Source organism: Exiguobacterium sp. R-39 (assembly GCF_049942815.1).
Lineage (GTDB): Bacteria > Bacillota > Bacilli > Exiguobacteriales > Exiguobacteriaceae > Exiguobacterium_A.
Window position 1 is genome coordinate 2,963,081 of record NZ_CP187965.1, and the last position, 26,360, is coordinate 2,989,440.

The 26,360-nt window shown below is 46.6% G+C and carries 22 protein-coding genes; 11 read left to right on the top strand and 11 right to left on the bottom strand.

From position 1 onward, the window contains the following. Positions 1-25: 25 nt before the first annotated feature. Entirely contained in the window at positions 26-2,410 is a 2,385-nt protein-coding gene (locus ACP26N_RS15490; protein ID WP_131973516.1) for an immune inhibitor A domain-containing protein, read from the bottom strand. Between the two features lie 281 nt (positions 2,411-2,691). On the opposite strand from ACP26N_RS15490, the gene ACP26N_RS15495 reads away from it, so the two are divergent. The 3 genes from ACP26N_RS15495 to ACP26N_RS15505 all read left to right on the top strand — a co-directional run bounded on the left by ACP26N_RS15495 (position 2,692) and on the right by ACP26N_RS15505 (position 6,351). Then, positions 2,692-4,185, top strand: coding sequence for an HD domain-containing phosphohydrolase (locus ACP26N_RS15495; RefSeq protein ID WP_131503541.1), 1,494 nt, complete (start codon positions 2,692-2,694; stop codon positions 4,183-4,185). A gap of 21 nt (positions 4,186-4,206) precedes the next feature. After that, complete coding sequence (locus tag ACP26N_RS15500; protein WP_131503542.1) at positions 4,207-4,638, top strand: GyrI-like domain-containing protein; 432 nt, start codon at positions 4,207-4,209, stop codon at positions 4,636-4,638. A 177-nt stretch (positions 4,639-4,815) separates the two neighbouring features. Continuing rightward, positions 4,816-6,351 carry a M4 family metallopeptidase gene (locus ACP26N_RS15505; protein ID WP_131503543.1) on the top strand — a complete coding sequence of 512 codons (1,536 nt, stop codon included), beginning with the start codon at positions 4,816-4,818 and terminating at the stop codon, positions 6,349-6,351. 98 nt (positions 6,352-6,449) lie between these two features. Here ACP26N_RS15505 and ACP26N_RS15510 read toward each other — a convergent pair whose 3' ends face one another. The 4 genes from ACP26N_RS15510 to ACP26N_RS15525 form a co-directional block, all read right to left on the bottom strand. Next, positions 6,450-7,316 (bottom strand): hypothetical protein, encoded by an 867-nt coding sequence (locus ACP26N_RS15510; RefSeq protein WP_131973519.1) that lies wholly within the window; start codon positions 7,314-7,316, stop codon positions 6,450-6,452. Between the two features lie 71 nt (positions 7,317-7,387). After that, positions 7,388-8,371 (bottom strand): YhdH/YhfP family quinone oxidoreductase, encoded by a 984-nt coding sequence (locus tag ACP26N_RS15515; RefSeq protein ID WP_131973520.1) that lies wholly within the window; start codon positions 8,369-8,371, stop codon positions 7,388-7,390. 284 nt (positions 8,372-8,655) lie between these two features. After that, positions 8,656-9,162 (bottom strand): hypothetical protein, encoded by a 507-nt coding sequence (locus ACP26N_RS15520; RefSeq protein WP_114596694.1) that lies wholly within the window; start codon positions 9,160-9,162, stop codon positions 8,656-8,658. Positions 9,163-9,227: 65 nt separating this feature from the next. Further along, positions 9,228-9,986 (bottom strand): hypothetical protein, encoded by a 759-nt coding sequence (locus ACP26N_RS15525; RefSeq protein WP_131973521.1) that lies wholly within the window; start codon positions 9,984-9,986, stop codon positions 9,228-9,230. Between the two features lie 146 nt (positions 9,987-10,132). Between ACP26N_RS15525 and ACP26N_RS15530 the strand changes: the two genes are divergently transcribed. After that, entirely contained in the window at positions 10,133-11,770 is a 1,638-nt protein-coding gene (locus tag ACP26N_RS15530; protein ID WP_426354309.1) for a glycosyl hydrolase family 28-related protein, read from the top strand. Positions 11,771-11,815: 45 nt separating this feature from the next. Here the strand turns inward: ACP26N_RS15530 and ACP26N_RS15535 are convergent, their stop codons facing one another. The 3 genes from ACP26N_RS15535 to ACP26N_RS15545 form a co-directional block, all read right to left on the bottom strand. Then, the gene (locus ACP26N_RS15535; protein ID WP_131503549.1) at positions 11,816-12,637 is read right to left on the bottom strand and encodes a DUF1028 domain-containing protein; all 822 of its coding nucleotides are present in this window, start codon (positions 12,635-12,637) and stop codon (positions 11,816-11,818) included. A 110-nt stretch (positions 12,638-12,747) separates the two neighbouring features. Next, on the bottom strand, positions 12,748-14,154 hold the full coding sequence (locus ACP26N_RS15540) for a Na+/H+ antiporter NhaC family protein (protein ID WP_131973523.1): 1,407 nt from the start codon (positions 14,152-14,154) through the stop codon (positions 12,748-12,750). A 167-nt stretch (positions 14,155-14,321) separates the two neighbouring features. Continuing rightward, positions 14,322-14,603 (bottom strand): putative quinol monooxygenase, encoded by a 282-nt coding sequence (locus tag ACP26N_RS15545; RefSeq protein WP_131503551.1) that lies wholly within the window; start codon positions 14,601-14,603, stop codon positions 14,322-14,324. A 144-nt stretch (positions 14,604-14,747) separates the two neighbouring features. On the opposite strand from ACP26N_RS15545, the gene ACP26N_RS15550 reads away from it, so the two are divergent. The 5 genes from ACP26N_RS15550 (at position 14,748) to ACP26N_RS15570 (ending at position 21,020) form a co-directional block, all read left to right on the top strand. After that, positions 14,748-15,233, top strand: a complete 486-nt coding sequence (locus ACP26N_RS15550; protein WP_131503552.1) for a cupin domain-containing protein — start codon at positions 14,748-14,750, stop codon at positions 15,231-15,233. A 95-nt stretch (positions 15,234-15,328) separates the two neighbouring features. After that, complete coding sequence (locus ACP26N_RS15555) at positions 15,329-16,219, top strand: aldo/keto reductase (RefSeq protein WP_131973524.1); 891 nt, start codon at positions 15,329-15,331, stop codon at positions 16,217-16,219. A 13-nt stretch (positions 16,220-16,232) separates the two neighbouring features. Beyond that, entirely contained in the window at positions 16,233-17,165 is a 933-nt protein-coding gene (locus ACP26N_RS15560; RefSeq protein WP_131503554.1) for an aldo/keto reductase, read from the top strand. A gap of 105 nt (positions 17,166-17,270) precedes the next feature. Continuing rightward, positions 17,271-17,717, top strand: a complete 447-nt coding sequence (locus tag ACP26N_RS15565; protein ID WP_131973525.1) for an OsmC family protein — start codon at positions 17,271-17,273, stop codon at positions 17,715-17,717. Between the two features lie 144 nt (positions 17,718-17,861). After that, positions 17,862-21,020 carry a DUF3427 domain-containing protein gene (locus tag ACP26N_RS15570; RefSeq protein WP_426354310.1) on the top strand — a complete coding sequence of 1,053 codons (3,159 nt, stop codon included), beginning with the start codon at positions 17,862-17,864 and terminating at the stop codon, positions 21,018-21,020. Here ACP26N_RS15570 and ACP26N_RS15575 read toward each other — a convergent pair. Then, a complete protein-coding gene (locus ACP26N_RS15575) occupies positions 20,995-21,402 on the bottom strand; it encodes a (deoxy)nucleoside triphosphate pyrophosphohydrolase (RefSeq protein WP_131503557.1) in 408 nt (135 codons plus the stop codon). The two genes, ACP26N_RS15570 and ACP26N_RS15575, sit on opposite strands and share 26 nt — an antisense overlap. 340 nt (positions 21,403-21,742) lie before the next feature. On the opposite strand from ACP26N_RS15575, the gene ACP26N_RS15580 reads away from it, so the two are divergent. Continuing rightward, complete coding sequence (locus ACP26N_RS15580) at positions 21,743-22,930, top strand: class I SAM-dependent rRNA methyltransferase (protein ID WP_426354311.1); 1,188 nt, start codon at positions 21,743-21,745, stop codon at positions 22,928-22,930. Between the two features lie 114 nt (positions 22,931-23,044). Here ACP26N_RS15580 and ACP26N_RS15585 read toward each other — a convergent pair whose 3' ends face one another. Continuing rightward, positions 23,045-24,028, bottom strand: a complete 984-nt coding sequence (locus ACP26N_RS15585) for a zinc-binding dehydrogenase (protein WP_426354312.1) — start codon at positions 24,026-24,028, stop codon at positions 23,045-23,047. 108 nt (positions 24,029-24,136) lie between these two features. Here ACP26N_RS15585 and pepT point away from each other — a divergent pair, with 108 nt between their 5' ends. After that, complete coding sequence (gene pepT, locus ACP26N_RS15590; RefSeq protein WP_426354313.1) at positions 24,137-25,372, top strand: peptidase T; 1,236 nt, start codon at positions 24,137-24,139, stop codon at positions 25,370-25,372. A 101-nt stretch (positions 25,373-25,473) separates the two neighbouring features. Here the strand turns inward: pepT and ACP26N_RS15595 are convergent, their stop codons facing one another. Next, positions 25,474-26,346, bottom strand: coding sequence for a prohibitin family protein (locus ACP26N_RS15595; protein ID WP_012371819.1), 873 nt, complete (start codon positions 26,344-26,346; stop codon positions 25,474-25,476). Positions 26,347-26,360 lie beyond the last annotated feature (14 nt).

A 26,360-nucleotide genomic window follows, 5' to 3' on the forward strand; every position in this document is an offset into this window, starting at 1 on the left:
ATTGCTCCGAACCTGCTCCTTTTTCTTAACGGTGGATCCAGACTGCTCCAGCAGAGTTATCTTTCGCTTCACCGATGACTTGTACTTTAAGACCGTTGTTCGGGAGCAGTTTTCCTGCATCCGGAATCAATTGATCGATATACGATTTAGAATCATCAAACTTCGTTACGCCAGAAAGTCCTTTGTAATCGTAAAGACCACGTGATGGCGAGTCGATGAGCCATGCTGGTGCTTTGTCGAAGCTGAAAGCCGCATCCGCGATTTGGTAACGTGTGCTTCCTGTGACGACTGGTTGTCCTTTGAGTGTTCCAACGATTGCTTTTGGATGCGAATCGACGACACCGAGGAATCCTTCACCCGGGTGAACGCCAACCCAGTTGTCTGTGAAGCTGCTATCGGCATACCAAACGACGAGACCCGTGTTGTATTTCACGCCACGTGCATGCTCAAGTGCTTTATCTGAGCCTGCATAGTTCCGCCATTCGAGGTAGTATGCGTTGTCCGCGTAGCTGAAACCATCCGAAGCCACGAAACCGTCCAATTTAAATTTCGGAGTACCTTCTGCATCGTCTTCAAAGGCGACTTTTCCGTCGACTGTCAGTTTTGCGTTATCAAGCGCAAAACCATCGAGGGCAAGACCGGCATCCCCTGTGTAGTCGAACGTCAATGTAACCTTTTTACCGGCAAATTCGCTGAGGTCATATGATTTGTCGACCCATGCACCTTTTGAAGATTCGGCACGTTGATCACCGTCCGTATCCTCGTTACCGATGACATCAATCTCTTTCGAGACACCGTCAGCTGTTGCTGTGACTTTCAAGAAGTCATAATTGTATTCGACATCGAAGTATGCTTTGTAGTCAAACTTCGCAGATGTCGCAGCCGTCAAATCAAACTCTGGTGACGTCATTGACGTGTGGAGATCATTTCCTTTTGTGCTGTAGTAGTATTTTTTACCGAAAGCTGGAGCGATTCCTTTAACCGGCTTTTTCGGTAAGTTGACTTTAATGATTCCAGGATTTTTTGATTTCGTGACACTTTGATCGAGGTACGAAGCCGTTCCTGCTTTTGAAAGTGAATCGAAATCAACGTTTTGGATGTTCGCCCAGTTTCCGCCCATGACAGTTTGGAAGAACTCTTTATTTTGTGGTGAGAAGCTTGTCGGTTCTGCTCCGGCAATTTTACCGTTCCAGCTACCGCCACTCATGATCGACCATGAAGCAACCGGCTCACCTTGACCTGTATACTGTGTATCATACTCATCCGGAAGTCCAAGATCGTGTCCGAATTCGTGAGCGAAGACGCCGACTGCACCGTCTTCCGGTTGAACCGTATAATCGAAGGCTGCCATCTTGCCGCCCCAGTTTGTAGAATTTGAAGTTGTATTCGCAACAGGATAAACTCCATCGAGTGTCCAACGGTGCGACCAGATTGCGTCGTCGCCGAGCGTTCCGCCGCCTGCTTCTTGTCCTGTTCCGGCATGAAGAATCATCAGGTGATCGACGAGACCGTCCGGCTCATTCTGGTTGCCGTCACCATCTAAATCGTACTGATCAAATTGATCATACTCTGCAAGGTTAATGCCGGATTTTACCGCTGCATTCAATGAATCTTTAACAAGACCGCGTGGTCCTTTTGCGCCCGGAAGGTTATCATTGCCGCCTTTCGGATTGTCTGAACCATAATCTTTTGCCGTACCCGGTACTGTTAACCAGTTCGATACTTTCCCATCGACTGAGTAGCTGCCACCGGATTGTTCTTCATAATATTGTTTGAACGTCTTGACCTTATCGCCGTTGAACAGCTCGAATTCTTTATCTCCGAACATCAAGTCTTGATAATGTTTTTGGTTAAAGTCCTTCGAATACATGTATCCCGGTTCTTGGACGACATTGTTATGCTTAAAGTCGCTGTATTCGACAAGTAAGACGAGTACTTTGTCTGTCCGGGTAGCACCGTTGTAAGCTGCTTGTTTGGCTTTATCGACTTTGACAAACCCATCTTTTTTACCTTTTTTGTAGTTATTGTGATTTTTAGCGAGTTGTTTCGCCAGTTGATCTTTTTGTTTCGTCAAGAAATCCTTTGTTTTTTGATCAAATTTCGCTTCTTTTTCCGTCTCATGATCATGATCGGCTTCCGGTTTCCCGTTCGCCTTTTTATCAAGATACTTTTGAACGGCTTTTTGTTTTTCTGCTGCAGATGCAGCTTTTGAGACGACCCCACGTTTTTCAAGCACTTTCAATAGACGTTCCTGATCAACCGTGTTTAAATCCATCGGTGCACCGGCTACTGCTTTTTCAGCAGCTTCAACAGATTTTACCTTCCCACCAGGTAAAACTGGACCAACGGCAAATGCGGCTGCCGTGATTCCGGATAAGACGGCTAAGCTAAGCTGTTTCTTTTTTCCCACGTGAACTGACCCCCTATGTAGTAGTGAAAAGCATGACCGAGATAACTTTTCTGAATATTCAAATCATATATTGTTTTAGTTGCTTAATCAATTACTTTTAGAACAATTAGTACTTTGTAACTATACCTATTTTTGGAATTTAGTTCATTTTTACGGAAATTGACCGATATTAATAATAAACCGTTCATCAATCGTTCCCCTCATTTTTTAAAAGAGAACAGATTGTCGGTTACGTATCGCGATACGCTACATACATGACTTAATTCAAAAGGAGGCAACTCATGACACCTCTCCAAAAATTCGAACGACAACTTTTGAAGAATTACTTGATTGGATCCTTTGTCGCTGTGTTCGGTGTCGGCTGTCTATTTATTTTCGAAACGTTGACATTCGATGCACGAGAACGTGTAATTTTGCTGACAATCATGTTTCTCTCTGTTGTTTTAATGTTTAGCTTCGAATATACGATCTATCGAAAACATATGCGTCCGCTCTATCAATTCTTTCAGACATCGACTCCGAGCCAAGCACAACTTACTGCTGCTTTTCGGACGACTCACCGTTTTCCGTTACTGACCATTAAACGTATTCTCGGACCTCATTTCCTTGGATTATCGATTCCGTCTTCTTCCTTAACGGCACTCGCCATTCATTTCAACTGGCTCGAAATGCCGTATTATCTGATCGGTCTTGCTTGCTTTGGTGCCATTCTCGTTGCCATCTTGCATGCTTTAATCGAATTTTTCTTAACGTATCGTGTCACGGAATCCATGTTGGCAGAATTAACGGTTCAATCGCAACAATATGGTCATGGTGAGCTTATCTTGACCAAAAAGGACTTCATCAGCCTCCGGCAAAAAATGTTAATCAGTACACTGATCATTGGTGTCTTCCCGATTTTATTGTTCGTTCTCGCTTCTGCCGTCCAGTTGACAGAGAACGAGAGCCTGCGCTCCTACTGGAGTTGGTCGACCTTAATCTTAATCGTCATCCTTTGTCTTGCGACATTTTGCAGTTTGCTTCTATATGAAAATATTCAAAAACCGATCCTGGCTTTGCAAGAAGGAGTTGCCCAGATTGAGTCGGGTCAGTTGAACACGATCAACAATCCTTTTTCCGATGAATTCTCTCAATTAGTCGGCGGCTTCAACTTGATGGTCGAAGGTATCCAAGGCCGCGATCAGGAAAACGAACAGTTGCTCGACAGTTTGTTTACCTTGTTTGCTGCGACACTTGATGCCCGGGATCCGTATACCGCCGGACACTCATTACGCGTCGCGGAATATTCGGTTGAGATTGCCCGCGCTGCCGGCTTGACCGATGATTCAGTCGAACTGTTGCGTAAATCCGCCCTTTTACATGACATTGGAAAAATCGGAATCCGGGATGATGTGTTATTGAAGGAAGGACGCTTGACCGATGACGAGTTCGACAAAATCAAACAACACCCCGTCATCGGCGTGCATATTTTATCGCAAGTTCATCTCCCGGAGAAGTTACAACCGATTCTTCCCGGGGTAAAGTACCATCACGAGCGTTACGATGGGAAAGGTTATCCAGAAGGTTTGGCGGGAGAATCGATTCCTGTCTTCGGACGGATCATGGCGATTGCTGATGCCTATGACGCGATGACATCCGATCGCCCTTACCGGAAAGGAATGCCCGTTGCAAAAGCACTCGCCATTTTGGAAGAAGGCAGCGGGACACAATGGGATGCTTCCTTTACACAACTGTTTCTTGATTTGAAGAGACCTCCTGTTATCAGCGCTTCTTGATTTTCATGAAAGGAGTTTCTTATGCACCCTAAAATTGTCGATCGTCACGAATTATATGTTGTCGGACTTGGTTTGACATGCGAAGAAAATGAATTACATGCACTTATGCCGGAACTGTGGCGTGAATTTTCACGACGCTCGCATGAAATTCCCGCTGAACCGGGAAGTTATCCACTTGATTTGTCACTTGGACAACGCGGGACAAAACATATGCAGTGTATCGGTCTTCCGGTAGAATCGCTTGAGCATATTCCTAAAGGGATGAAAGGACATCACATTCCTCCGGCCCGTTATATTTTTTGGAAACATGAAGGGTCTGACATTGAGATTTGGAAATCGTTTGAGAAGATGCAGCGCTTTGCGCAGAAGCATGGTATTACACTGGATCCGCTGAATTTTAAAATTGACGAGACACGTGACAATACACATCATCTCTATCAACGTATCCTTTAAAACCGCTATCTTAAGCGGTTTTTTTATGTTCTCTTATCTTTTTTTATGTCACTTAACTATTCAGTCAGGGTATTAAGTACTATATTCAGAAAATTCTAATTAATACGAACGCCTTATTCTCGCTTTTCCTTTTCTTTGGCATAGTTAGACTCAACCCAAACAAGGAGGCGATTTATTTTGAAAAAGTTTCTCGCTACATCGCTTGTCGCAAGTGTACTTGTCGTTCCTACAGTCGTCGGAGCAGAAGGTCTTCAAACTGGTAAACTGACGAAAGCTTCATCAGAACCAGCTGCATCAATCGTTAAAGAGTACGTCAACAAAAAAGGTGACTTCTCTGTCCAGAATGTCGAAAAAGACGGATCTTCACAGATCGTACGTCTCCAACAAGAAGTGGATGGCGTCCCTGTCTTTGGTAGTGTCGTCGTCGGAAATGTTGCGAAAGACGGTACTTTGAAAGCAGTCGTAAATGATGCTATCAACGTTAAAGGCAAACCTGGTCTCGCTAAAAAAGCATCACTTTCTGAGAAAAAAGCACTTAAACTTTATCAAAAAGCCATCAAAGCAACAGAATTCGAAGTGGCTCCTAAAGCAGAACTCGTCATCTATCCAGTCAAAGACGATGCGGTCTATGCTTACAAGGTCACATCAACTGTCCTCGCCGGCAAAGAGCCATCACGCTGGACTTACTTCATCGATGCGAATTCAGGTAAAGTTCTTAATAAATACGATCAACTCGCTCACGCAAAACCAGTCAACACAGTAACCGGAACGACTTCAGTCGGTACAGGTACGACAGTTCTCGGAACAACTGCAACCTTCAACACGGTGAAGAGCGGTTCTTACTATTACCTGCAGGATTCAACACGCGGTAAAGGAATCTACACGTACGATGCGAAAAACCGTAACACACTTCCAGGTTCGCTTTGGGCGGATCTCGATAACCAATTCAATACAACCTACGACCGTGCCGCTGTAAGCGCACAAGTTAACGCAGTGAAAACGTATGATTTCTACAAAAACACATACGGCCGCAACAGTTATGACAACGCAGGTGCTGCATTGAACTCTTCTGTCCACTACTCAACGAGCTACAACAATGCGTTCTGGGATGGAACGAAGATGGTCTATGGTGATGGAGACGGTTCAACATTCACATACCTCTCTGGTGCACTTGACGTCGTTGCCCACGAATTGACGCATGCCGTCACAGAGTACACAGCTGGACTCGTCTACCAAAATGAATCGGGTGCCATCAACGAAGCCGTTTCCGATATCATGGGAACAGTTGCTGAGTACTCAGTCGGATCGAACTTTGATTGGCTCGTAGGAGAAGACATCTATACACCTGGTGTCAGCGGCGACGCACTCCGTTCGATGTCTAACCCGGCTGCTTACGGCGATCCGGACCACTACTCAAAACGCTACACAGGTACACAGGATAACGGTGGTGTCCACACGAACTCAGGTATCGTCAACAAAGCCGCTTACCTTCTCGGTAACGGTGGAACACACACTGGTGTCACAGTCACTGGTGTCGGCGTACCGAAACTCGGCGCAATCTACTACCGTGCCCTCAGCGTTTACTTGACTCCGAACTCGAACTTCAGCTCGCTCCGCGCAGCAGTCGTTCAATCAGCGAAAGACCTTTACGGTTCAACAAGTGCAGAAGCAACAGCAGCAGCGAAATCATTTGATGCTGTCGGCGTCTACTAAGAAAACTTCCTCCCAAGGATTTTCGACCTCCTGAGTCCATGACTCGGGAGGGTTTTTTTACGAAAAAAAACGATCTGTCAAAGACAGACCGTTCCGGTTTATTTCCCTGGGTCACGCGCGAGACGAAGTCGCGTTGATCCATTGTCCGGGAAAGCTTTCAATTGTAATTTCTCACCCTGGTACCATGTACCGTAACTCGTTTCAACGACAGGTTCCCCTAAAGCCGACAGACCGGAGGCTGATGCATTCGTCCAGTCGATCGCTTCGACGATTCCGTCGGATACGACAAGCAGATAACCCGCATTTGAGAAGTGATACGTGTTGACGGCATCTTTTTGCGTATTCCCGAGCTTACCGTACTTCGCTTCGAATTTTTCGAGCGGCTGCCCGAGGTATTGTTCCGGCTTCTCGATCGGTTGATTGGCAACGACTTGTGATAATGTCTCAAGCAATGTCTTGTCTTTGACGGACGACGGAACATCCATCCGGACATCTGTTTCCGGAATATAACCTTCGACAGCATCACTCAATTTCAAGTGAACCATCCCGTTCTCCGCATCTAAAATTTCATAGACATCCCCTAAATCAGCTTTATAGATAACGCTACTCCGATTGGCATCCTGATAGACATCCGCAAAAGGACGTGTGACCCATGCAGCTTGGCTGATTTCTGGTTTATCTGTCTTTTTCTTGGCTTTCTTCTCTTTTTTCTTTTGCTCGGCCGACGCTGATTTTTTCGTATCTTTCGCTTCTTTCTCTTGTTCGCCTCCGGTCGTTTTCGGTGACTCGACGGTCGACGTCGCTTGGCTGGCATCATTCGTCGACACCATATAACCCCATCCGCCGACAATCAGGACAGTCGCCAAAATACCGCCCAACGCAACGCTCCGGCGATTCCGCTTTTGCTTCCGGCGTTCTTTCCGGGATAACCGTTCTTGTTCTTTCTGTTGTTCATTTTGACTCATCTATTGTTCCTCCTGAATTGACCTAGACACTTTTTTAATCACTATACCACCGAATGCTGTGCCGGCAGTGGTTAAATTTCGATGACAGTTCTGCCTTGATGGGTTCCGTCAAGAAGTGACGCGACGACGTTTGAAATCTCACTCAGGCTTTTTGTATCGACCCACTCCCGAATCGGCAGTTTCCAGTCATTCGCCAGTTGATGCCACAGACGCACCCGTTCAGCAATCGGAAGTTGAACAGCATCAATCCCGATCAACCGAACCCCTCGCAAGATAAACGGATACACCGTCAACGTCATCTCAGCTCCTCCGACATTCCCGCATGTCGTAACCAGTCCACCGTATTGAACATACCGAATGACGGAGGCAAGCAACGGTCCTCCGACCGTATCGATGATGCCGGCATACGTACCTTTTTTCAACGGACGGGTCGTCTCATCCAAAAACGATTGCCGGGATAAGACTTCTGCCACGCCTTCTCGTTTCAAACGATCAGCTTCCGCCGCTTTGCCGGTGACTGCATGGACGACGAACCCCAAATTCAGAAGGAGTGCGACCGCAATACTACCGACACCACCTGTTGCACCGGTCACGAGAACCGGTCCGTCCTCCGGCTTGACCCGTTGCAAAAGTTCGTCGATGGATTGAGCGGCCGTTAATCCTGCTGTACCGTAAGCCATTGCTTCAAAGGTCGTGAATCCGTCCGGCAATGGTGTGATCCAGTCCCCCGGAACACGTATGTATTCTTGAAAACCACCGGACGTATTCATCCCGAAATCAAAACCGTTGACGACAACCGCTTCCCCTTCTTGAAACCGCGGATCAGTTGACGTGACGACATGTCCTGCTGCATCCACTCCCGGTATATGCGGATATTCTTTCGTCACTCCCCGGTTGCCCGTAACCGACAGTGCATCCTTATAATTGATGCAGGAATAGTCGACGCGGATCAAGACATCTCCTTCGGGCAAGTCGGCAATGTGCTTCGTTTCCAGTGTTCCTGTAAATTCCCCATCCTGTTCCCGAATAACAAATGCTTTAAATGTATCTTTCATATCCAAGTCCCCTTCCATGAATGACTTCCAGTAAGCTATACCCGAACACTGTCCCCGGCATACCTGTTCTTGTCCGATTCCCATGAAAAAACCGCGATGCCGAAGCATTCGCGGTTTTTGGCGTCTGACGAAAAGAAACTGGTTTTCCGCAGGTAGTCACGGGTGACAGGTAAACATGTCATCGGTCATGGGTCATTGGTGTGCCGTGGCCGTCGAGATTCCCGATTGGAAGAGGTTTGTGTCAGAAGCGCCGTCCTTGATCAGGAGTCTCACCTGATCAAGGCTTACATATAACGTGTACCGTCAAAATCAATCTCCGTCCGGTAATTGGCAGCATTGATCGCATTCGAGATCCGGTGCGCCGACCGCTCGATTTCCTGCGCTTTAATCCGGTACGCATCCGGATCGTACAGGGCATGCCGAATGACGGTCGTTCCTTCAAATCCGTATTGGAATTCGCGTTTCGGACGAGCAGCAAGTTCTTGGAACTGTGTTGCCTTTGCCCGGAGTTGCGTTGCCAGTTCAATCGCTTCGACGAGCGGCATTTCACCTTCCGTCGTCTCGATCATCGTCGATAAATTTGCCGCATAGACTAACCGGTCGAGTGTCCGCATATCCCGCCGGACTTCATCCATCGCTGACTCGACATCGAGTAGCGTCCGATCATGAGCGGTCGGTAAATCCTCGCCTTTTTCAAGATCAACGAACGCAATCCGGTCCACTTCCTCGACCAGCTGCTCGAGCTGTTTCCGTAAGATACTTTTGAGTTTCACGGCATCTGCTAAGTACATCTCTTCAGTCCCCCGTTTCCTGATAACGTTCTTTTAACCTGTACGCCTGTCCGTCCGAAAAGGTTTCATTTGAGTTGTCCGAGATAATCCGAAAAGTCCTGTTCGATGTGTGTCAGCACCGTCTTCGTCACATCAGACGATTGATTTGGATCATAGCGGACCGTCTCATACAACTGTTGCAACTCAGGGGACGGTTGGAAACCGATCCGGGCAAACCATTCCCGGAACGACTCCGTTTCCCGGCGTTTCAATTTTTGCGGGAGATGACGGTTGAACAGGACGACCTGTTGCCGGACCTGTTCAACCGGTAATGGTGGCAGTTCGTCTGCTGGATTCGTTTCTTCCAGGCGTTTTTTGATTCGAACCGAACGGGGGCTTATTCCCTCTTCCGCAGAGTTCCATTTCTTCCGTTTCCGGAAACGACGACCGATCAGAAACAGTAAGATCACCCCGGCAAGACCGGTTGCGACCAGCAAATAGGGAAAACCGCTCTCGCTTTCTTCACCCTGGCCGTTTGAGAACGGATGGAATCCGAGAGAAATGAACTTTACTTTCCGCCCATTTCCATCACCTTGTCCTCTCTTGTCCGTATCATATCCATAAATGATTTTTTCCTTAGGAGGCTCTTTTTTCTTAAATAAGTTCGACCACCAAAACGTCAACGGTTCGGATTCACAGTTGCTTACACATTTCGGCTGACCGCCTCCCGAAAACACTTCGACGGTTTGCAAAGCACTGTATCCTGCCTCAGCCAACGGTTTTATGATGCCAAGTCCTAAAATGACCACACCTATCAAAATAAGCAATCGACTTCGAAAGCGCACGTCCTCACCTCGTTAATGTCATTTTTATCCATTATATACGAGTCTAACCCTAATTATCGGAATTTTTTGTTTTTTAAAGAAAAGAGCTTGAATCCGGAGTGGGACGGGAAAAGGAAAGAAGTGATTTTTAGAGAGGGGTTTCAAGTATGTTGAACTTAGATCATACACATGATCCATATCAAAACGGACAACTGATTGCAGAATATACCGAAACGAAATCAAATCAAGAGGCCGTCTTCCGGGCGGAGCAACTGATGAAAGACAGCTCATTCGTCGCGCCGCGCCGTACACCTCACCCGAGCCGGTATCTCCGGTCCTTGATTTCACCGCTCTTTTTGACGGATCGGGATAAACACATCCTTCCGTTGACGAAAGCGTTCGTCAGTGAACAAGATGAAGTCCGGCCCAGCTGGTTCGGACGGCTGACGTATGAATTCGAGCAATTGATCAGTAACGTCGAAAAAGTCGATGTCAAAGACTATGGGGCGGTCGGTGACGGCGTGACCGACGATACGCTCGCTTTTAAGGAAGCACTCGCGGACGGGCACCGGCAAGTCCACGTTCCGGCCGGCACGTATCTGGTCCGCGGCATCCGCCTGCCGAGTTACACGATTTTGACCGGGGACGGAAAAGGACAGACAATTTTAAAACTGCATGACGCGGCACCGAAAGGACGCCGGTTGATTACGAATCAAAATTACTTACTCGGCAATCATCATCTGCTCGTTGAACGGATGACACTGGATTGGAACATCGAGCGGATCGGTGACGCCAAAAAAAGTAGCACGTGGGGCAATCATTCGAGTTGCTTGACCTATGCGCACGTGACGTACGGGTGGGTCTTTGACGTCGATGCGGTCAATCCGGGATTACACTGCTTTGATATTTCAACTCCGTACTACAACTATAACGGTGACGGGGCACGGGCCAATCTCAGCAGTTCGTTCATCTGGTTCGACGGTCTGACCGGATCCGGATTTGGTGACGACGGGATTACGACCCATCACAGTGACCATCTGTTCATCTCGAACTGTTTCATGCATGACCCGAGCGGTCGTGCCCATGCGGTCGGCTTCTCGAACTCAAACGGGATTGAGATCGATGACGGTTCCCGGGATGTCTGGTTATTTAACAATGCGACGACCCGCTGCTTCGGTGGTCTTGAAATCAAGGCGCACGCGACATCATCCGCCGCATCGACCGTTAAAATCGTCGGGCATCTGTCTGTCGATGATCACCGGTCATTTAACTTCCGTCATATCGGTCATCATCAAGCGACGGATCCGACATCACAAACGGCATACAATATCATTGCGACCCGACTGATTGCCCAGACACCACAATATACGCCGCTGTATCAAAACTCGAAGCCACGGGCTCTTATCGTCTCTGCCTATCGAAATGTTGTCATTCATGATTTCACGGTGCTCGGTGATCCGTATTATGATTATCAGGAACAGCCGATGATCGGGATTCAATATAAAGCACGGAATGTCACGCTGAGCCAGGTCAAGATGAGCGGATTCCGACAAGCCAAAACGGATATTCAGATATTCGGGGGCGATAACCGGGCCGAAGATGTCCGATTAATCGATGTCCGGATTGAAGATTCGGCCAAACACGGTATTACGATTGGTCCGAACATCGAACATGTCCGCTTGGTGAACGTCGCCATCAAAGGGGACGGGACAGTCGGTCTGAACGCCAAGTCTGAACCTGAACTGGAACGGTTTATTGCGACCGGCTACAAAGTACCGGTCCGGACACATGCCACATCTGGCTGATGAACGAAAAGAAGCGGCTTCGACAACAGTCAAAGCCGCTTCTTTTTATTGTGCCCGGAGATAAGCCAGAACGCGTGTATCGATCGATCGATCCGTCTGTTCCCGCATCTCGAAGTTTTCTGTATGCAGATATGTCCGGAACGCTTCCGCAAACGAACCACGGTATCCGAGTTCAAGCAGCTTATCCATCAACTCCGATTCGAGCGCATCATCAATCGGTTTGATTTCTTCCGGCTTGCTTGGTTGTAAATAGAGTGTATGCAACTGATAAATCCGCTCCAGTTCCTGAATCGGGCTCGCATGATCATCGACGCGCAAATCAATGTACCGGTCATTAAAACCACCGTAACCGCCGCCTTCTTTGACGACTAACAATGCTGCAGACTGCATGCCCCGTGAATCTCCACCTGCTGCCTGACCGGCCGCAAGTGCCCGAAGCAACCGTTCTGCCAGTGGTCCTTCTGTCGTCTCAAACACACGCGCCATTTCCTTGACCGTATTGCCGTCGACGAGAATATTCCCTTGTGCCGCAAAATGTTTTCCGGCGATGCCGCCGGCCCAATCATTACAGCCTTCTCCCGTGAATGTCGCACTTTTCCCCGATGCATCCACGATGCCAACTTGACGATCCGCCCGTCCTTCGTCCGCTTCCGTTAACCGTTTTAAGACTTCGTCCGCCGACTTACCTTCTTCAATCATCCGCAACCCCTCCGGACCATATGTCGTATTGGCAAACGACTGAGTCGCAATCGCTCCGACACCGGCTTTTGCAAACGGTACGGCACTGCCGACTGCTAAAAATTTGGATTGAACCGCTACACCCCAAGCCTGTTCTTTTTCACAATACCCAACGATTGAATATGTCATCTGTCTAAAATCCCCCTCGATTGTCATACGTATCCGTTCGTCGTAGGAATTCCCGTTTCCTGCATGTAAAAAACCTTCCGTTCATTTCGAACGAAAGGTTTTGAATGTACTTATTGAATTCCAAGGACGACTGCAAGCAGTAATGCACCACATGCCAGGACAATCCAAATCGCAAACAGTTTCCAGACGAATCGTAACCATTTTTCGTACGGAATACCCGCAATCGCCAAGAATGCCATCAAGTGCGCACTCGTCGGGAAAATCATATTCGTCAAACCGTCGCCGTACTGAAAGGCGAGGACTGCGACTTGCCGCTCAATTCCGAGCAAGTCGGCAAGCGGCGCCATGATTGGCATCGTCGTTGCCGCCTGACCGCTTCCGGACGGGATAAAGAAGTTCGTAATCAATTGGACGACGTACATCCCGATGACGGCAAGGGACGTCGGTAACTGACCGACGGCATTCGACAAACCGTAAATCACGGTATCGATGACCCGACCATCTTCTAAAATGACGACGATTGCCCGGGCAAAACCAACGATCAAGGCACCAAACGTAACGGCCTTGGCTCCGTCGATTAAACTTTCGAATGTCCGGTTGACACCCATCGTCACGATTCCTGCGAGCAAGCCGATAATCAGGAACGAAGCCGTCAGTTCCGTCAAATACCAGCCCCACTCAAAGATGCCGATGACGTTCAGCGTGATTCCGCCAATCAGCACAACTAAAACAAACAGATGTTTTTTCGAGAATTGAGAAAAAGTTGCTGTTGTTTCTTGTTTCCGATGTTTCTCAAGGTCATGCACGAGACTCTGTTCCGGATTTTTTTTGACTTTCTGCGCATAGTTCATGACGTAAAGAATCGTCACGACTAAAAAGACAAGATAGACCGCCGTCCGGTAACCGAGTCCGCTGAACAACGGAACTTCCGCAATCGACTGCGCGACTCCAACCGTAAACGGATTCAGCATACCTCCGGCAAATCCGACGGCGGCACCGAGACTGACGATCGCCGCTCCCGTCATCGCGTCATAACCAAGGGCACGTGCCAACATGATGCCGATTGGGACGAAGATAATGGTTTCTTCCGCCATTCCGATTGTCGCACCGGCAACGGAAAAGACGAACATCGTCATCGGGATCATGATATGCCCTTTTTGACCGAACCGATTAATCAATTGATTGATGCCGGATTCAATCGCGCCCGTTTGCCGGATGATTCCAAACACACCACCGACCAAAAAGATGTAAAAGATAATGGCGGCACCTGCCTCCATCCCTTTTGGAATGGCTTCAAACAAACCGAAGAAATTGACGGGTGCAGATTCAACTGCACGATACGTCCCATCAATGACGACCGTTTGTCCGTCCTGCTTTTCGCGGTCAAACTGACCGGCCGGTAATGTATACGTCAAGATGACTGCAATCAGTAAAATTCCCATGATAATAGCGTACGTGTGAGGCATCTTGAAGAAGGAGCGCTCCGAAGCATCTGCCTGTGGTTTTCGTTCATTCATCCATTTGCCTCCTGACATACCTTTAATTTTTTTAAGTCTCTTCAAAGATAATGCCCTATTTATGGAAAAAATAACAGTCTATTTCGTCATTTAATTTTTTTGTAATATATTAAATCAATGAGAAAAACAAAAAAACCCGACCGCAGTCAGGTTTTTCGGATGTGATTTTACGCGTTAAATGATTGAACATCAAGCGGTTTCGCAAGCGCTGTTTGTGCAAATGCCACGAACTGCCCGAAATGCGCGCTCGTGTTATGGGATTCGATTGCTGCCTGATCTTCCCATTTTTCAATCATCATGAAGACATTTTCATCTTCCGTGCTTTGGAACAGGTCATAGCTGATATTGCCCGCTTCCAAGCGTGATCCTTCAATCAACGTTTTAGTAGCTTCTAAAAACTCTTGACGTTTTGCTGGTTGTACTTCTAATTTTGCTTCAATGGCGATCATTGGAAAGCCTCCTCTAAAATTTCATTAACTCAAGTATCGTAGCACCTTCCTGCACCATTCTCCATTAAGATGCTTAAGAGATTAAAGCAGTTATATTTAGGGTAAAAAAATGTATCATTTTGACATTGGAAAGGAGTTTATTTCATGAACGTCGAGACTTTTTATTTCGATGATGATGGTGAGATTCCCAACAATCCTGATTTGCCTGTACTTATTTATCGTCATGTCTTTGACGATCCCTCTTCCATCGAAGAGACCTTTAATATGCACAACTGGCAGAACAGTTGGGTCGATGGGATTTTTGATTTCCATCATTATCATAGCGTCGCCCACGAGGTCATCGGCATTCTTGAAGGACATGCGAGCATTCAATTAGGCGGACCGCTCGGAAAAACATTTACGTTAACCGCCGGCGATGTCGTCGTCCTGCCTGCCGGTACGGGCCACAGGGCTTTACACACAAGCCAGAAGTTTCAAGTCGTCGGTGCCTATCCAAAGGGCCAAGACTACGATACCTTAACCGGTGATCCGTGTGAACGACCGGATAACTTGAAGCGGATTGCTCAGGTTGAACGTCCCGAGACGGATCCCGTTTACGGACGACAAGGACCGTTACTCGAACACTGGTAATCTCGTCTGCTTTCCGTTGAATCGGAAAGCAGACGTTTTTTTCTGCTGTATCCGTGGTAAACCCTACTATTGTGTTTTCTAAAGGAGGAATAGGGATGAATGAGACAGAACGGACCGTCATACTTGCAGCACTGAAACAAAAGACCGTTACGCTTCCGGATCAGACGCATGTCCGGGCACTTGGTCAAGGAACATGGCGGATGGGAGAAGACCAAAGTAAGCGTCAGGCTGAAATCGAAGCGTTGCATGTCGGACTCGACAGTGGGATGGAATTGATCGATACAGCGGAAATGTACGGAGAAGGCGCTTCTGAAAAGCTGATTCGCGAGGTACTGAAAGAACGACGTGATGAAGTGTTCCTCGTCTCAAAAGTTTACCCGCATAATGCCGGCGGCGAAAAACTGCGTGCTGCATGCGAACAGTCTCTCAAAAATCTCGGAACGGATTATCTTGATCTCTACCTCTTGCACTGGCGCGGCAGCATTCCGCTTCAGGAGACGGTCGACGGGCTCGAGCAGTTAAAAGCAGAAGGTAAAATCCGTCGTTGGGGAGTCTCAAACTTCGACGTCTCCGATATGAAGGAACTGTTATCACTTCGTAACGGCGATCAGTGTGCCGTCAACCAGGTGCTGTATCATCTCGGTTCGCGCGGCATTGAATACGAATTGATGCCGCTGTTAAAACAGTATGGTATTCCGGTCATGGCCTACTGTCCACTCGCGGAAGGCGGCGATTTACGGGAACAACTGCTGGATCATCCGACTGTCGAACGTCTTGCAGAAGAACACGGCGTCAAACCGGCACAGATTTTACTCGCCTGGGCGATTCGCAGCGGTGATGTCATCGCGATCCCGAAAGCCGGACAGGCCCAGCATGTCGAAGAAAACGGAAAAGCAGTGCTTGTCGAGTTGACCGATGAAGAGTATACGGCACTGGATGAAGCTTTCCCGGCACCAACTAAAAAAGAACCACTCGATATCGTCTAAGGAGGAGTCACTCATGAACAAATCAGTCAAACTCGGAAAATCCAATTTAACAGTCAACCCTATCGGTCTTGGAACGAATGCCGTCGGTGGACACAACCTCTATCCGAACCTCGATGAGCAGGCCGGTCGTGATCTTGTCCGCGTCGCTTTGATGAATGGCATTAATTTCCTCGATACAGCCTATATTTATGGTCCGGAACGTTCGGAAGAATTGGTTGGTGAAGTGTGGAGTGAAACCGTGGAACGTGAAGAAGTCATTCTCGCGACAAAAGGAGCCCACCAACTGGTTGACGGAAAAGTCGTCATGAACAACTCACCCGATTTTTTAAAACAAGCGGTTGAAGACAGTCTGAAACGTTTGCGGACAGATTATATCGATCTGTATTACATTCATTTTCCAGACGAGACGACACCAAAAGACGAAGCCGTCGCAGCGCTTGCTGAGCTGAAAGCAGAAGGTAAAATCCGGGCAATCGGTGTCTCGAACTTCTCACTCGAACAATTAAAGGAAGCGAATAAAGACGGTCACGTCGACGTTTATCAAGGAGAATACAATCTCTTTAAACGCGATGCCGAAAAAGAGATTTTACCGTACATCCGCGAACACGGCATTTCATTCGTACCGTACTTCCCGCTTGCTGCCGGTCTGCTTGCCGGAAAATACGATGCCGAAACGAAATTTGATGATCTTCGGAAAAACGATCCACTGTTCCAGGAGGATGTCTTTAAAGATAATCTGGCAAAAGTCGACTTGTTGCGTCCGATTGCAGAAGCAAAAGATGCCGAAGTCGCGCATATCGTCCTCGCCTGGTATTTGGCACAGGACGGCATCGATGCCATCATTCCGGGGGCGAAACGGGCCGAACAGGTTACGGATACAATCCGGACACTCGATGTCGAATTAACGGAAGACGAAATTCGTCAAATCGATCAAATCTTCAGCTGAGACCAAAACACCACGCCAGGAGGACTTGGCGTGGTGTTGCTTTGAGCAGATTAAGCGAAAATCTTCGGCAAGGTCCGTATGATAAAGAAACAGGAGGCGATTCATATGAAACATCATTTTCACCTGACAGCAGACTGGCCTGGCAACCGCAACGACGTCGGACAAATCGAAACCGGCGAATTAAAAACCAAGATTTCAATTCCGGACGCAATGGACGGTCCCGGTGTCGGTACCAATCCGGACGAGATGTTACTTGGCGCAGCAGCAACCTGTTACATCATTACACTTGCTGCCATGCTGGAACGGAACAACATTCCGAAAGTGTCACTGACGATGGAATCGGAAGGAATCGTTGACGTCACGAATGGTGTCTTCACGTATGATGCGATCATTCACCGCCCGACACTGATTCTGCCGGCAGAGACCACCGAAGCGAACTTGATAAAAGCACGCCGTCTGGCTGAAAAAGCAGAAGGATCGTGTATGATTACGCGCGCACTGGCCGGTAATGTGAAGGTTTCGTTAGAGGCGGTCGTGGAGTTGGAAGGCTGAGGATTCTTTTCGATGTATGCTGATACAGTACGACTTCATTTCTTTATTGAAATGAGGTCTTTTATTTTTGATTAGATTCTTGCTGCACAATTTTCAGTTCCTTCGTATACTGAACTTAGTTTGGAATTTATTGGAGGTCATCAGATGTCATCGTTTCAAGAAAAATTACGCAGTCAAAATACTGAATCTCATCCTTTTGAAAAAAGCTCTCCGATTCAACCGGCAGATTATACCGTCGAATTACTAACACACTTAAATGAACTCTTCTATAAATCGATTGTTGAACTTCAACACAATCAACTGACCGGGGAAATGATTGAAACCACAAACCGTTGGCTCTCTGCATTAGATGAACCGCTTTTGGCTACGCCCTTGCATCGTGAATTAATATCTTCTACTGCGACACCTGTACATTATGAAAAATCATTAAGAGCTTGGGATTTAATTGCACCGGGACAGGAAAATCAGGAAAAACTGTTACATCACTTGATTGATGAATTATCAACAGCCCAATCTGCCGACTGGATGGTCAGCTTTACACGCCATTCCGGAATTCAAACACTCGTCCCTTCATTTCAAGAAGCGGAACGGATCAATAAACCGATTCGTATCTTAACTTCATTTTATATGAACATTACGGAAGCCAAAGCATTACGTACCCTGATGCAGTTTAAAAATATCGAGATTAAAATTTACGAACCGATCAAAAAAAATCAGGCTTTCCATCCAAAAGCTTATTTATTTACGCGGGAAACTAATTTACATAGTGCGATTATCGGTTCATCCAATTTATCAAAGTCTGCTTTAACCAACGGACTGGAGTGGAATGTTCGAATTCCCCATTCTCCTCTCACGTCTTTAGTTTCTCAAGCGCAAACTCTGTTTAATAATCTCTGGAACAGTAACGAAGCCATTCCCTGCACCTCAGCAATTTTAGATCAATATGAACAACACCATTTAGACGCTCCGAAAATCAAACAGTTTATCGTCAATGACCGCGTTGCAGAGCCTCCTGTTGAATACGAAGTAATTCAGCCAAATGAGATGCAGCTTCCGGCTTTGGAACAATTACACCGTTTACGGTTAAAGCAACAAACAAAAGCCATGGTCATTGCAGCAACGGGAACAGGAAAAACTTATTTGGCTGCCTTTGATGTGAAACAGTTTGATGCCAAACGTGTTCTATTCGTTGCCCATCGTGGAAAACTGTTATCTCAAGCTGAAGAAACATTCAAAAAGATTTTCACAGATGGCGATGCTACTTTTGGTCGTTATCAAGCAAATCAAAAAGATCTTGATAAACAATTTATCTTTGCGACCATTCAAACGTTTTCAAAAGAAATTCATTTGGAACAATTCGATCCAAACACTTTTGATTACATCATCATCGATGAGTTTCACCATGCTGCTTCCGAGTCTTACCAAAAAATCCTCAACTACTTTACACCGCAATTTTTACTCGGCATTACAGCAACACCGGAACGAATGGACGGATTAAATATCTTTAAGTTGGTGGACCACAATATTGCATACGAAATTCGATTGTACGATGCATTGGCCCAAGACTTATTAACACCGTTCCATTACTTTGGTATTCAAGATGATGAAGCGATTGATTATGAAGCCATTCCACAAAAAAACGGTTTATACATTGAAAAAGATTTAGTGGAAGCACTCGAACGTTCATCTCGAACAGAGTATATTCTTGAGATGATGACTAAGTTTGGTCACAGCGGCGCAAATCAAGTCGGTCTCGGCTTTTGTGTCAATATTGATCATGCCGAATACATGGCTGCTGAGTTTAACAAGCACCAAATCGAGTCACTGGCTATCACAAGTAAACAAACGGAAGCAGAACGGGAACACGCCATTCAACGGCTGGAAGATGACCGGGATCCGCTATCGTTTATCTTTACCGTTGATCTTTTCAATGAAGGTGTCGATATCCCTAAAATCAACGTCATGCTGTTTTTACGTCCTACGGAATCGCCGACGATTTTTATCCAGCAACTCGGTCGCGGTTTGCGTAAACATGAATCTAAAGAATACGTTACGATTTTAGACTTCATCGGCAACAGCCAACGCGCTTTTGTCGCACCACTTGTCTTATCCGGTCAGCAATCTTTCCATTCCATCGACCGTTATCATGTCGCCAATGCGGTTCAAAACCATTTCCCGATTTTGCCTGAAGGTTCCTTGGCGATTTTGGATCGTGTGACAGAGACCTTCATCATTGAACAAATGAAAAAAATCGAGTTCTCAGCCAGTAAACAGTTACGCGAAAGTTATCAGCGGCTTATGACAATGATCGGCGACACACCATCATTAAACGATTTGGTCACGCATCCGGACGCACCGGCAATCGAAACCATTATTCAGCAGTGGAAAAGTGTCCTGCGATTAAAACAACTGGAAAAAGTAGCGACCGATGAAGAAGTGGCTTTATTGCTTAATCCGGATACACGACGTGTTCTTCAACATATCGAAAGTTGGTTCCCGATCCGCGAACCGTTCAGCTTGTTGATGATTCAATTACTATTCAACCAACAAACCATTTCAGCTGATGATGTCATTCAATCGACAGCAATCCGTTTTGCCGTTTCAGCGGAAGCCTTAACACATCGTTTGCCTTTGATTCAGCATTTGTTTAATCGCTGGTCTACTTCTTTAAAACACGATCGGATTATTTTGCTCGTTGAATCTGCCACTAGTGAATATGCCTTCTCGGAAGAGATGACCCGGGTTTTAGCATCGTCACCAGAGTTAGTCGACTATTTGCAGGAGTTGATTCAGGCAGGCCTCCACTCATTTGAGCAACTTTCCGGAGGCGAAAACTGGTTGACTAGCTCTCAATCGCTGATTTCGAGAATGACATACAGTCGTTCTGTCATCCAACGATTATTACAATCTCCAAGCCAGGAAGGTTCATGGCGTGAAGGAGTCGCACAAGCCGGAGACGATTATGTATTATTCGTGAATTTACACAAAAATGAATCGATTGAAGATCAGTTGAATTATCAAGACTACTTTATTGATAAAGACCATTTCCACTGGCAATCGCAAAGTATCGCTACAGCAACCGGAAAATCTGGTGAACTCTACCGCCACCACGAAGCACGCGGAATCAAAATTCATCTCTTTATTCGAAAAGCTGAAAAGGAGCAAGGTCGTTCCCTGCCCTTTACGTACTTCGGTGAACTGATTCACAAAAGCAGTCACGGATCAAAACCGATTAATGTGGAGTGGATTTTAAAAGAACCTCTAACAAGCGAAGAATTTATTTCGTGGAAAAAGCTTTCATGATTTTTTGAACAGCTGGAATGTCTGCCGGAGCCCAGTCTAAAGAATCTAACTGTTTGACGGGTACCCATCGTAATTCGGCATGTTCCAGTGCTTGAGGTTCACCTGATACAATCGTTGATTGAAAAGTCGATAACTCAACAATTACTTTGTCGTATTCATGTCGTGTCGTTTCGATGTGATTACCTACTTGAATCGTACAATTTAACTCTTCCTGAATTTCGCGGCGGAGAGACTCTTCCGGACGTTCACCCAGTTCGATTTTCCCGCCCGGAAACTCCCATAAGTTTGGTAATGACATGACAGGACTGCGAAGAGCACACAGAATTTCGTTTTTTGAATTAGTAACTACTGCACCTACAACGGAAATTGTCTTTTTTGACATGCTATTCATCCTCTCTTTAGTCAATCATTTATGTTTATCCTAAACTACGACTCATGAAAAAGGATCACTTCTTTCATGCGACTCCTACAGGAAAAAGCGCAGGAATCTGCGCTGTCAGAGACAAATAAGACCCGATGCTCGATTCCATGGAATTGAGCATTCTGGCTTATGTCTCGCCTGAGGAAAGCGCATGGAAAAGAGGTGACTCTTTTTTTACAAAAGTTATCCACACCAACAGCTATTTGCCTCAATCATTTTTTATTCAAATTATCCACATGTGGATAACTTTCCATATGCTATACTTTTACTACTTATCCACAATTAGAAATGAGGAAATCGTGTGCCACGTGAAATTTATCCGGTTGTCGTTAAAACGACAGCCCTTGAACAAATTAAAGACGGACAACCGCTTCTGTATAAAGAACTGTTCCAAAAAACCAACCATCTTAAAGAAGCCGGTGCCTTGCTCCGGTTGACAACAGAAGATAAAGAATACCTTGCAACCGGTTATTTTGGCAAGCAGGAAAAAGGGATCGGTTGGTTACTGACGACTGATGAACTGCAAGACATCGACGAAACCTTCTTCAAAGAAAAAATCGAGGCTGCCCTCGATCGTCGAAATGATTTTTTTGAGAATGATTTAATTGATACGTTCCGTGTGTTCAACGGTTCAGGAGACGGAATCGGCGGTCTGACGATCGATTGTTTTGATCACCATTATCTGATTACGTTTGAAAACGAAGGTATCTACTCGTTTAAAGCCGATATCGTATCGGCGCTCGAATCACTTATCCATTTTAAGAGCATTTATGAAAAACGGGCTTTCCAGATTGATGGACAACCGGTCAAAGGTGACGATTTCTTAGCCGGTGAACGCGGTGATTTCCCGGAAGTCTTGCAGGAAAACGGAATCCCTCTGCTGTATCATCTCGATGCCGGCATGCGCACCGGTCTTGATATTCAGCAGCGTGAACTCCGTTCCGTCGTCAAAGAACATGCTGCAGACCGGCGTGTCCTGAATCTGTTTTCTGACACTGGTACGTTAACAGCGGCTGCCCTGCTCGGTGGTGCAACCGAGACGACAAGCGTTGATTTTTCAACACGAAGCCGTAACAAGACCATCGAACAATTGGAATTGCATCAACTCGATCCCGCAACACAGACCATTCTTGTGCAAGATGCTTTTGACTATATCGATCAAGCCGACAAAAAAACACGCTTTGATTTCGTCATCGTTCATCCGCCGATTCTTGTCAAAACACAGGCTCGTCATTTCCGGGCTGAGGTCGACTTACCCGCTTTGATTCAACAAACGATCCACATGACCCATCGTGGCGGTTTATTGCTGATCACGACAGACTGTCCTTTATTTGACCAAGCCCGCTTCATGAAGATGGTCGATCAAGCATTTAAAAAATTACGTCAAACATACGAAATCATTTGGGAAAGTACTCCTTTAGAAGACTTCCCGGAACATGCTTCTTTAAAAGAAACAGCTTCAAAATCTGTGTTGGTCCGTCGTAAATAAGCATATGATTCATGATTCTGCTGATGATTTTTTCATCAGCAGATTTTTTTTGGGGATTAAAAGGAAAAGTAAAATGAATATCGAATCATTATTCTTAGGAAAATGAGCTTCCCTTTAAAGGACACTTATCTTTCCGAAATGTGACCGCTGATCAAAGGTTTGATAGGCCGCATTCAATGCATCAAGCTGACGCGGCACCTGCTCTTCGATGACAAGATCGATGACTCCATCCGCGACGAGTTGTGCGACTTCCGCCAGATGCTGCTGTTGACGTACCATTTCTTCCTTTTTCCCTCTCAGTAATGGAAGAGCAACAAAGACGGCTTCGAGCGTCAGTGCTTTACTGTGCATCGGTGTCAAATCCTGTGTCGTCCGGGTGGCGATTGAAATAATTTTCCCGCGTTCCTTCGCAAGGATGAACGACTCCTGCAAATGATCTCCGCCGACGGTATCAACGATGACATCGAATCCATCATGACCGAGACGCGCTAATAATTGTTCGGCTGATTCATCCCGGTACCGGTGCGGACGAATACCGTGTTGTTCTAACCACGTTGCTTTCTCATCATTTGAAGCACTCGCTGTCACGTCACATCCATAATGTTTAGCCAGTTGTCCGACAAGGTGTCCGACTCCACCCGTTCCACCTGCTACATATAAGCGCATCCCCTGATGAACAGCTGCCCGTTCCTTCAACACTTCCATCGCTGTCAGACTGATGACCGGCAGACAACCTGCTGTTGCAATATCCAGATTCTCTGGTCTGAGTACGGCCATCTTTTCAGGAACCAACATCTGCTCCGCCAGTGCCCCGGACCGGTTACCGAGTCCGCCGCCAAATGCGATGACGTGATCGCCGATAGAAAAAGACGTCACACTCTCTCCGATTTCAATGATTTTCCCCGTAACATCTCCCTGGAGAATTCCAGTTGCAGGAGCTGCCGCCACATGACCAAAAAACATTTTTGTGTCCAGTGGATTCAGGCTCGTACCTTCCACTTTAATCTTCAAATCATAGTTCCCCATTTGTTCGAGTGTGACGTCTTTTTCTGTTAGTGCAGCGTCTTTTCCATACTGTTCTACCACATAGGCTTTCATAAAAAATCCCCCTTTTTTCCAAATCAGCTTATCCTGTTTCAGAATACTCTAACATTCCTACTTCGTGCTATGATGAAGCTACCTTAACTCAGAAAGGACGTTTTTTCTTTGAAACATGATTTGATTCGTCGTTTGACTACATATGCGAAAATCGATACACAGTCTGACTACGCAAGTACGACCGTTCCGACAACAGACGGGCAATGGACGCTCGCTCGTCTGCTTGTTGACGAACTGAAGGAAATTGGCATGAGTGATGTGACCGTCGATGAAAACGGATATGTCATGGCGACCCTTCCTGCCAATACCGATGCGGACATTCCGACAATCGGATTTTTAGCCCACTTGGATACGGCGACTGATTTCACGGGTACAAACGTCAATCCGCAAATCGTCGAAGGATATGATGGAGAAGACCTGGTGCTTAACCCAACCATTCCTGTCATCCTGTCACCAAAGGATTTTCCTGCACTTAAAAACTACATTGGGCATACGTTGATGACAACAGATGGCACGACATTGCTCGGCGCAGACAATAAGGCCGGAATCGCCGAAATCATGACCGCGATGCATCATCTCCTCACGCACCCTGAAATCAAACATGGCCGGATTCGTGTCGCCTTCACACCGGATGAAGAAATCGGACGTGGTCCGCATCATTTTGACGTCGCTGCTTTTGATGCGAAATTCGCTTATACGGTTGACGGTGGTCCGCTCGGTGAACTTGAATATGAAAGTTTCAACGCAGCTGCTGCCGAAATCGTCTTCCACGGAACAAACGTCCACCCAGGGACGGCGAAAGACAAGATGGTCAACTCGCAAAAACATGCGATGGCTTTTCAGAACCGGTTACCGGGTGATGAAGCACCTGAATTTACAGACGGTTTCGAAGGATTCTACCATTTGATTTCGTTTGAAGGTTCGGTCGAAAAAACAACGGCCCAGTACATCATCCGTGATTTTGACCGGACTAAGTTCGAAGCCCGGAAACACTTCCTGACGGCTTTGGTCGAAGAATGGAACAAGAAATACGGCGCAGGAAGCGTTGAAATCAAACTAAATGATCAATATTACAACATGCGTGAAAAAATCGAACCGCATATGGAAATCGTTGATATCGCTCATGCGGCGATGGAGTCACGTGGTATCACACCTATTATCAAACCAATCCGTGGCGGGACGGACGGTTCGCAACTGTCGTACATGGGACTTCCGACACCAAACATCTTTACAGGTGGCGAAAATTACCACGGAAAGTTTGAGTTCATCTCTGTCGACAATATGGTGAAGGCAACGGAAGTCGTTGTGGCAATTGCTGAACGATTTGCACAGTCAAGTAAATAAGACGGTATAACGAAAGCAGATTCTCGATGTGAGAATCTGCTTTTTTCATGGTCTATATGGTTTCTCCAGACGATAGATACGCGTTATCAAACCAAATGGATTTACTTTTCTTCTGTTGTTGTTTGCTGATCTGGAATCGGCAATTGGACCATACTGCCCGATCCGCTGACGAGTGGTGATTTCCCGTCCCACTTCTTGACGGCTTCATACTGAATCATTTCTTCCGTCAATGTTTTTTGTAATTCTTTTTGCGCTTTCGCAAGACCCTGCGCTTCAATGAGTCGGGCATCCGCTGCCCCTTTCGCTTCTACCCGCAGACGTTCTGCTTCTGCTTTCGCAATCGCAAGATCCGTCTTCTTTTTATCGAGTTCTTGTGAGGCTTTCACCCGCGCATCAATCGCTTCCTGTGTTTTCGCATCCGGTTTAGGTGCTCCGAGTGCGACGTCCTCGATGATAAATCCAATCTTTTTGACGTCTTCGGCAAACTGTGTCTGAATACTCGTCGAGACGTTTCCGGACTGTTCCCCGAATAACTCGAGAACGGTAACTTTCGAAATCTGTTCGCGTGACGCATCATAAAGACGTTGTTTTAAGTAACCGGCTGCAATCTCATCAATTTCAATCGGACCAAATTTATTAAAGACTTCCGTCACCTGGTCAGGTGAAACCGAAAAACTGTACGTAAAGTCGACGACGATATTTTTCCCGTCTTTTGTCGCCAGTGTCATATTGTCGAGTGATTTCGTCTGTGTCCGGATCGGATACTCGGTGACGCGTGTGATTGGCGAAACAATATGCCAACCTTGAGAGAGTGTCTCGTCCTGGACACCGCTTGACGGTTTATAGACGACACCGACCTGTCCCGGTTCGATTTGTTCGACGATAAATGGTGTCATCGCAAGAAGTGCGACGACAATCACACCTGCGATGATCATCGACGGCCTGATACGTTTTTTTGGTTTGATTTCTCTCATTTTGAGTCTCCTTT

Excerpts from the sequence above, each read along its gene's own strand:
- ACP26N_RS15545 (WP_131503551.1), bottom strand. The coding sequence starts at position 14,603 with ATGATCGCCATTGAAGCAAAATTAGAAGTACAACCAGCAAAACGTCAA.
- ACP26N_RS15570 (WP_426354310.1), top strand. The coding sequence starts at position 17,862 with ATGTCATCGTTTCAAGAAAAATTACGCAGTCAAAATACTGAATCTCAT.
- ACP26N_RS15535 (WP_131503549.1), bottom strand. The coding sequence starts at position 12,637 with ATGACATATTCAATCGTTGGGTATTGTGAAAAAGAACAGGCTTGGGGT.
- ACP26N_RS15560 (WP_131503554.1), top strand. The coding sequence starts at position 16,233 with ATGAACAAATCAGTCAAACTCGGAAAATCCAATTTAACAGTCAACCCT.
- ACP26N_RS15500 (WP_131503542.1), top strand. The coding sequence starts at position 4,207 with ATGCACCCTAAAATTGTCGATCGTCACGAATTATATGTTGTCGGACTT.
- ACP26N_RS15530 (WP_426354309.1), top strand. The coding sequence starts at position 10,133 with ATGTTGAACTTAGATCATACACATGATCCATATCAAAACGGACAACTG.
- ACP26N_RS15515 (WP_131973520.1), bottom strand. The coding sequence starts at position 8,371 with ATGAAAGATACATTTAAAGCATTTGTTATTCGGGAACAGGATGGGGAA.
- ACP26N_RS15575 (WP_131503557.1), bottom strand. The coding sequence starts at position 21,402 with ATGTCAAAAAAGACAATTTCCGTTGTAGGTGCAGTAGTTACTAATTCA.
- ACP26N_RS15585 (WP_426354312.1), bottom strand. The coding sequence starts at position 24,028 with ATGAAAGCCTATGTGGTAGAACAGTATGGAAAAGACGCTGCACTAACA.
- ACP26N_RS15595 (WP_012371819.1), bottom strand. The coding sequence starts at position 26,346 with ATGAGAGAAATCAAACCAAAAAAACGTATCAGGCCGTCGATGATCATC.
- ACP26N_RS15565 (WP_131973525.1), top strand. The coding sequence starts at position 17,271 with ATGAAACATCATTTTCACCTGACAGCAGACTGGCCTGGCAACCGCAAC.
- ACP26N_RS15520 (WP_114596694.1), bottom strand. The coding sequence starts at position 9,162 with ATGTACTTAGCAGATGCCGTGAAACTCAAAAGTATCTTACGGAAACAG.
- ACP26N_RS15510 (WP_131973519.1), bottom strand. The coding sequence starts at position 7,316 with ATGAGTCAAAATGAACAACAGAAAGAACAAGAACGGTTATCCCGGAAA.
- ACP26N_RS15540 (WP_131973523.1), bottom strand. The coding sequence starts at position 14,154 with ATGAATGAACGAAAACCACAGGCAGATGCTTCGGAGCGCTCCTTCTTC.
- ACP26N_RS15550 (WP_131503552.1), top strand. The coding sequence starts at position 14,748 with ATGAACGTCGAGACTTTTTATTTCGATGATGATGGTGAGATTCCCAAC.
- ACP26N_RS15495 (WP_131503541.1), top strand. The coding sequence starts at position 2,692 with ATGACACCTCTCCAAAAATTCGAACGACAACTTTTGAAGAATTACTTG.
- ACP26N_RS15555 (WP_131973524.1), top strand. The coding sequence starts at position 15,329 with ATGAATGAGACAGAACGGACCGTCATACTTGCAGCACTGAAACAAAAG.